Here is a 402-nt window from a genome sequence, read left to right as displayed (position 1 = left end):
CATCACCGATGGTGATAAAACATCGACATCACAAGTGACTATTCATGTCACGCCAGTGAACGATGCGCCAGTAGCTACACCTGATGTGGTGACAACCAATGAAGACACGTCAATCACGGTCGATTTAACCAAGAACGACAGCGACGTTGATGGCGATAAGATCACCGTTACAGACATTAATGGTACTCCTGTAACACCAGGGCATGAGCAAACCATCGTCGTTGATAACGGTAAGATCGTGATCGCTCATGACGGCGGCATAACCTTTGTGCCAAATAAAGATTATAACGGTACTGTAGATGTGCCTTACACCATAAGTGATGGTGATAAAACATCGACATCACAAGTGAAGATTGTGGTTAATCCGGAGGCTGATAAAGCTGTTATTTCAGGTAACGACGC

At 45.0% G+C, this 402-nt stretch carries 1 protein-coding gene; it reads left to right on the top strand.

Going from position 1 to position 402, the window contains the following annotated elements:
• Positions 1-402: Ig-like domain-containing protein (locus VXS03_RS20105; protein ID WP_327765539.1), on the top strand; the 402-nt coding region annotated here is incomplete at both ends.

It is taken from the genome of Photobacterium sp. S4TG1 (genome assembly GCF_036040035.1).
Lineage (GTDB): Bacteria > Pseudomonadota > Gammaproteobacteria > Enterobacterales > Vibrionaceae > Photobacterium.
Note: the sequence above shows the minus strand (reverse complement) of the source record. Positions and strands in the feature narration are given on the sequence as shown.